Genomic DNA, 5,860 nt, shown 5'->3' with positions numbered 1-5,860 from the left:
TCGAAGGATTGGGAAAAATCCATCGCCAGCGCGGCAGCTTGGGTCACAATCGCACACATCCGCCGCGTCACGCGGATGCTCGCAAGACAATGAATTCACTCGAAAAGTTTTGAATCAGACTCTCAGTGCCGATTTGGTGTGCTGGCGAGGCGAACGGCGGGTGAGAGCCCATCTTACCTGATGCTGCAAAACGCATGAGTGTCTGGTTCTGGTTTCGAAGCTCAGGTCAGGCGACGAGGCCGAGCTCCTTGTCGGTCGCTGTCTGCGCATATTTTTCCTTGGGTGGCATCGGTCTTGATTGCCATGGCGGCTCGAAGGCAAAACTTGAAACGCTGCGTCCTTCTGGCAAAGCACCGTTTCCTGCCCCAAGCGCGTAATCGTAGTAGAGTTTGACGATCTCTTCTTTGGTCACCTGCTGTGTTGCCGGATGCGCCATGCATGCGTCACGCCAGGCACGCACACGGTCATAGTCCTTGCCCTCGGGAAGCGTGAATCTTTCGTAGTAGTCTAGGAACCAAAACCGCTTGAACATGGGCGTGAAAACAGCCTCGGCCAGACCGAAATCCTCGAACAGGAAGGGCCCCGTCGGGCTATGATGACCAAGGAAGTCGTCGATGTCACGATAGATAGAAAGTAGTTTGTCCAGATGCGCGTCCCGCTGCGCCGGGTCCTGGTTCATGACAAACAGATAACCTGCCATCGTGAAGGGTCCCTCACGGGCAATGAACATCGACTCGATTGCGTGCTCGGCGGGATCGCTGCGGCGCAACGGTGCCCCCGGCAGCGCCTCGTCAAGAAAGCGCAGGATCACGAGGCTTTCCTTCAAAATTCGCCCGTCGCTGGTTTCCAACACCGGCAGGGCGGTTGTGCCACGGGTCTTGGCCAGCAAGTCAGGATCGCGCGGCTTGGTGATGTCCACGACCCTGAATTCGACGGCCTCCGTCAACCCACGCAGAGCCAGCAGAATTTCCAGCCGCTGCGAAAAGGGGCAGACGGGGATGTGGTAGACGATGTGTTTCTCTGTCATGGGATCAATCCAAAGGGGGACCGGTAAAGGTCATGTTGTGGCGCTTGGCGCTCTCTTCGATAGCGGGCATATCTTCGGGGATGCGGCACTGGCCCGCAGCCATATCGGCAAAGAAGCCTTCGAAACCGCCGGGGGTCAGGATCACGAAATGGCGGCACGGGCCGTCATCGGTCACTTTGAATGTATGTTCCATGCCGCGCGGGATGAACACGCTTTCGTCGGCGCTTGCGGTGAACTCCTGACCCTCCAGCCAGAACTTGCAGGCCCCCGTGAGGATCACGAATGTCTCGTCTTCTTTTTGATGCACATGGCGCGGGGGGCCGCTGCTTGCGGGGGACCAACTGTCCACAATGGACATCGCGCCGCCCGTCTGTTCCGGGCCGAGGATGGTCTTGTACTGGACACCGAGCCATTCGATGGCTCCGTCGATTTCGGCTAGGTCTTTCATCGCTTCTCTCCCTTGGAATTGGATTGAAACGAAAGCGCTTTCGTTGACAGCAAGCTACAATACGGCCAGCCTATCAGGCAAACCGCATTATCTGATATAGGGTATCGGCCAAGTGAATTTCGCGACACTCGACCTCAATCTTTTGCGCTTGTTGGACGCTCTTTTTCGCGAAGGCTCAACCGTAAAGGCGGCTGACCGGCTGGCCATGTCCCAATCCGCTGTCTCTGGGGCGTTGTCGCGTCTGCGCCATGCCTTGAACGACCCCCTCTTTATCCGGCAAGGGAACCGATTGGTCGCAACGGAGTACGCAGCCGGGATCGAAACCGGTTTGCGCGAGGAGCTCGAGCGTCTGGAGGCCTTGCTCGCCCCGCCGGCTACCTTTGATCCGCGAACTGCTGAAGGGACTTTCCGGATTGCAGCCAGCGATTTTTTCGCGGAACTCCTGATGCCGCCTTTGGGTGATCTCCTTCAAAAGTCCGCGCCCAATCTGCGGGCACAGCTCGTTGATCTAGTTCCGAACGATTACGTGGCCAGCCTTGAACGACGCAACGCCGACATTGCGCTGATCCCTGACTCGACGTTGCCGGAATGGGTCAATCGAGAGCCGCTCTTCCATTCACCTTTCCACGTCATCGCTCGCAAAGGCAATCCGGGCACCCGGGGGCTTGAGGATGGCACGCAGATGCCGATGGAAACCTTCTGCGCGCTTCACCACGTCTTGTTCTCTCCAGAAGGCAATCTCGCCGCGATGGGTGATGCTGCCCTGGCACGTGTGGGCAAACGCCGACAGGTTGCCATGACTGTGCCTGTCTTCAGCGGCGTTTGCCGTGCAGTGGGTGAAAGCGACCTAATTGCGCTTGTGCCCGCGCAACTTGCGTCCAAAGTGGCCGAAGCATTCGAGCTGAACGTGTTCGAACCACCGATGGAAATTGAACCGGCATTGATCATTGGTATCTGGCATAAGCGCTTTGACAACGCCCTGATGGCGGCTTGGGTGCGACACCAGGTCTTTGGTCTTATGAAAGGACTGGATGCCGACGCATTGCGCAACTGATTTAAGGACATCCTGTCGGTAAAAATACAGACGGCGTAGCAGCGTATCCGGACATTGGGGAACTGCAGCGAAATGGCGCTCTGTCCGCAATGCTGCCCTCCAACCCCAAAATTTCGCTGCACCTCTCATCAATGACCGCTTTTCACGCGGCATCGCAGCGGTCGCAGGCTGTGTTCCCAGGCCGAAAGACGGACTTTGCAAACTCCGTTATCTGCGCATTGCGTCACCTGGTGTGGAGCGCAGCATCAGCCGGGGCTGCCACCACCTGCTGGATGGCCGCTTTCGGGAAAATGGCCCAAATGCTTCGCACCCGCAGCGGAGCTGACACTGCGCCTGATACGAAGGTCGCGTTTGGGCTGCAAGCGGTCACGCGCTGCGCCGGACGTGAGTGACTGCAAAGGGCGGAAGTGCTGGACTGGGCGGCGTTCTATACTCCAACACTAGGCCGACTTCCTGCGCCGAGGGGACGAGCCGACTGACGCTTCTCGAGTGCCCTGAAGCCATCCAGACGGAAGGTTTTGGTACCGAAGGTTGATGCACACCCAAACACAAAAAAGACGCCCGAGCTTTAGCCCCGGCGTCTCCATCACTCTGTGTCAGCGGCCCGCACAAAGCGCATCAAGAGGACGTTTACCCCTTGACACCCCTTGCGCAGGTTTATGCTTTCCTTTGTGCATTCATATGCTTGCTCTGACTCTTTTGGACTCAGAACAACCATAACTGTGCGCACCGCGTCCAGCCGTCGATTCGAATCGAAATAAAATAACCGAACATCAACACCTTACAGACCACCCGAAGAGACGAAAACGCATAAGCGTACGCACGATACCATAAGCTTACGCAGTCATTTTTCAGGCCAAGCGTCGCTAGGCTAACCCATTAAGAAAAAACAAAAAAACCGCGCCGAAGCGCGGTTCTGTGTGGAGGTCTGGTTGTTCAGATCGTTACGAGATGAACGCCTGGAACGGTTTATCAGGCCGGAACATGGTCTCATATCCATCATGGGTAAACGGGGTCGCCAGGGCGTTCACGTTGGCCTTCTCTGCCCAGAAGTCCACATAGTGATCCCGGGTCAAGATGGGTGATCCGGAAACGCGCGCCTTTGCGATCGAGGAAATCGTCATCTTAATGAGCGTCCCCCACCTCATGGCCGAGGCGACCGCGAGGCGGCGGTAAAAGTCCTCCGTCATCAGATCCTCATCGACCTCCAAGCCATTTTCGAGGGCAAAACTCCCCACGATCTCGTGGACCACGTTCAGGTCATCAGGCAGGTCGATCCCGTCAAAGTGAACATGGGTCACCTTGTTCTGGGTTTGGTCGAGCGCGCGAACATGGTCGGAGAGTTCAGGAACGCCGGACATGATCAACATCAGCGGCCATCCCCTTGATTTAATGAGAGTCTTGAAGTTATCGAGGATCATTTCCCGGTCATTGTCCGACTTGCCGGCGAAGATATGTTGGACCTCATCGAAGTGAATCCCGATGACACCTTGGGCTTCAGCCTGATGGGCGACCCGTGCCCAAATATCGGTCTGGGTCAGACGCGCGTTATCAGACAGGTGATACCCCATCGCCTTCAGAGTCCGCCGCCCGAGGTCCTTCCACCCGCCCGCCCTGCTCAGGTCGCACTGGGCGATGCGTGCCGGGGCACCGCTCGGCAGCGGAACCTGTTCCGCATGGAGCAGCTTCAGAACCTCGTTCGTTTCCCGGGTCTTCCCAGACTCGCTCAGCCCGGTGACCAGAAGAACCTCCCCTTCGAACCACTGTCCGCTGTTCAGGTTCCCAATATGACGGCTGAAGACCTCGCTGAACGTGGCCCGGAGCTTTTCACCGCGACTAAGCGGGAAATACCTGCCGGTATTCAGGGCAGCGGTTTCGGCGATCTGCGGGTTGAAGAGGCGGGTCATAGTTTACTGTCCTTGATGGGCGTGAAGGTTTTTCCGGTGGGCAGAGAGTTCTGACTCTTGGGCGGCGGTTTCGCGGTAATCGCGACAGAACGCTCACCGACCTTGAATGCCGGGGTGACGCTGGTCCGGTCCGTAAGGTGACCGGCCCGCGCCGTCGGTCCGGTCTCCCCCTTCGGGCGGAATGAAACCTTAGCGAGCCGGTCCGCACGGCGTCTAAGCTCATTCATATTCAGATAGTTCGACGGGTCTCGCGTATCAGGGAAATACCCTGACTCCCGGGCCCGCCGCGCCCGGGCTTCTTTAAGGTGGGCGTTATGAAGTTCCTGCGCCTTGGGGTCGCGCCGGCAGGCGTCTTCCATGAGTTCGATCGCCTCTTCGAGGGTCAAGTCCGCGAAGGCCGTCATGGACAGGTCTACCATTATGATATCGGCGTGGCCCTTCGCCGTTACATAGGCGTGCCTGAGGTCGTCTGGATCCAGGTGGACGGTCACCTTGCGCGACGCGCCCCCCGTGAAATCCAGAAGCTCAGTGGAGTTGAACGGAATATTGAAGGCCTTGACGCCATTCGGCGTCGTCGTGGCGTTCACTTTGACCCCAAGGTGCAGACACCGCTCCCGTTGGTTGGGGGCGTCTACTTGGCGGTAGTTCTTTGTGATATCCAACATCTTTTCCCAGGGCGTTGCCCCGAACATCCCGACCCCGAAGTGCTGTTCATGGGAATACTCGTCGACTAAATACCTAGTTATCTGCCCGTAAAATTCGTTGTGGGTGAAGGCCACTGACGCCTTAGGGTCGTAGTCTTTCAGTTCACCCGGTCGGCTTCCCGTATACCCGGGCAGGAAATTCAGAACGGCCCACTGAGAGGTCCCAAAAATCCGTTCAATGTGGGGTTTGTCGATCGAGTGATAAGAACGCCCTGGTATGACCGTCATGCCCGCCCCGAGTTGAGCACCATAAACCGGACCATTCCGGGTCGCCCCGCCGTTATCAGCCTCGAACTTCATGATGCGGACCGGTGGAGCGGGATCCTTGATACAGCCATAGCGGACCTTCTCACGGGTCTTGTCGCGCGTGGCCATCCGCATGAGGGCCTCGGTGTGATCGGCATCGGCGGATTTCGCGATGATCCAAGCCAACGGCAGGCGGGTCGCGACATCGATCATGACGTGGAGCCACAGGCGACAGATTTCATCTTCTTCCAACTCAGGCGGCACTTTCTCAGGGTCTATGCGTCTTGCACGCACGGTGCCGCTGGTGTCGGTGAAAAGTGACAGATAGACCTGATCGACCTGAACATCGGTCGTGTCGCGAATGCTGTGGAAATTCCCTGGCGGCGCGCTCCGGGCATGTGAAGGGTCGGTGTTTTAGGCTGCGAGGTCAAGGGGCATGGGTTCGAGGGGCTGAGAGAGGGTTTCCCAGCCGTC

At 57.8% G+C, this 5,860-nt stretch carries 5 protein-coding genes and 1 pseudogene; 2 read left to right on the top strand and 4 right to left on the bottom strand.

Annotated features, from left to right (window positions below; all coding sequences use genetic code 11):
- Positions 1-93, top strand: a pseudogene (locus AAFO90_RS23665) (IS5/IS1182 family transposase); the annotation flags it as partial.
- Between the two features lie 133 nt (positions 94-226).
- Here the strand turns inward: AAFO90_RS23665 and AAFO90_RS23660 are convergent.
- Both AAFO90_RS23660 and AAFO90_RS23655 read right to left on the bottom strand, forming a co-directional pair.
- Positions 227-1,027, bottom strand: coding sequence for a glutathione S-transferase family protein (locus tag AAFO90_RS23660; RefSeq protein WP_347511015.1), 801 nt, complete (start codon positions 1,025-1,027; stop codon positions 227-229).
- Between the two features lie 4 nt (positions 1,028-1,031).
- Positions 1,032-1,475, bottom strand: coding sequence for a cupin domain-containing protein (locus tag AAFO90_RS23655; protein WP_347511014.1), 444 nt, complete (start codon positions 1,473-1,475; stop codon positions 1,032-1,034).
- 112 nt (positions 1,476-1,587) lie between these two features.
- Here AAFO90_RS23655 and AAFO90_RS23650 point away from each other — a divergent pair, with 112 nt between their 5' ends.
- Positions 1,588-2,529 (top strand): LysR family transcriptional regulator, encoded by a 942-nt coding sequence (locus tag AAFO90_RS23650; RefSeq protein ID WP_347511013.1) that lies wholly within the window; start codon positions 1,588-1,590, stop codon positions 2,527-2,529.
- 944 nt (positions 2,530-3,473) lie between these two features.
- Here the strand turns inward: AAFO90_RS23650 and AAFO90_RS23645 are convergent.
- Together AAFO90_RS23645 and AAFO90_RS23640 are read right to left on the bottom strand one after the other, a co-directional pair.
- Positions 3,474-4,436, bottom strand: a complete 963-nt coding sequence (locus AAFO90_RS23645; protein ID WP_347511012.1) for an ATP-binding protein — start codon at positions 4,434-4,436, stop codon at positions 3,474-3,476.
- Positions 4,433-5,638: a Mu transposase C-terminal domain-containing protein gene (locus AAFO90_RS23640; protein ID WP_347511011.1), complete on the bottom strand. Its 1,206-nt coding sequence runs from the start codon at positions 5,636-5,638 to the stop codon at positions 4,433-4,435. Before AAFO90_RS23640 ends, AAFO90_RS23645 begins: the two co-directional genes overlap by 4 nt.
- Positions 5,639-5,860: the final 222 nt, after the last annotated feature.

It is taken from the genome of Phaeobacter sp. CAU 1743 (genome assembly GCF_039839315.1).
Classification (GTDB): domain Bacteria; phylum Pseudomonadota; class Alphaproteobacteria; order Rhodobacterales; family Rhodobacteraceae; genus Phycobacter; species Phycobacter gallaeciensis_A.
Note: the sequence above shows the minus strand (reverse complement) of the source record. Positions and strands in the feature narration are given on the sequence as shown.

Coding starts and splice junctions, on each gene's coding strand:
- AAFO90_RS23660 (WP_347511015.1), bottom strand. CDS start 1,027: ATGACAGAGAAACACATCGTCTACCACATCCCCGTCTGCCCCTTTTCG.
- AAFO90_RS23655 (WP_347511014.1), bottom strand. CDS start 1,475: ATGAAAGACCTAGCCGAAATCGACGGAGCCATCGAATGGCTCGGTGTC.
- AAFO90_RS23645 (WP_347511012.1), bottom strand. CDS start 4,436: ATGACCCGCCTCTTCAACCCGCAGATCGCCGAAACCGCTGCCCTGAAT.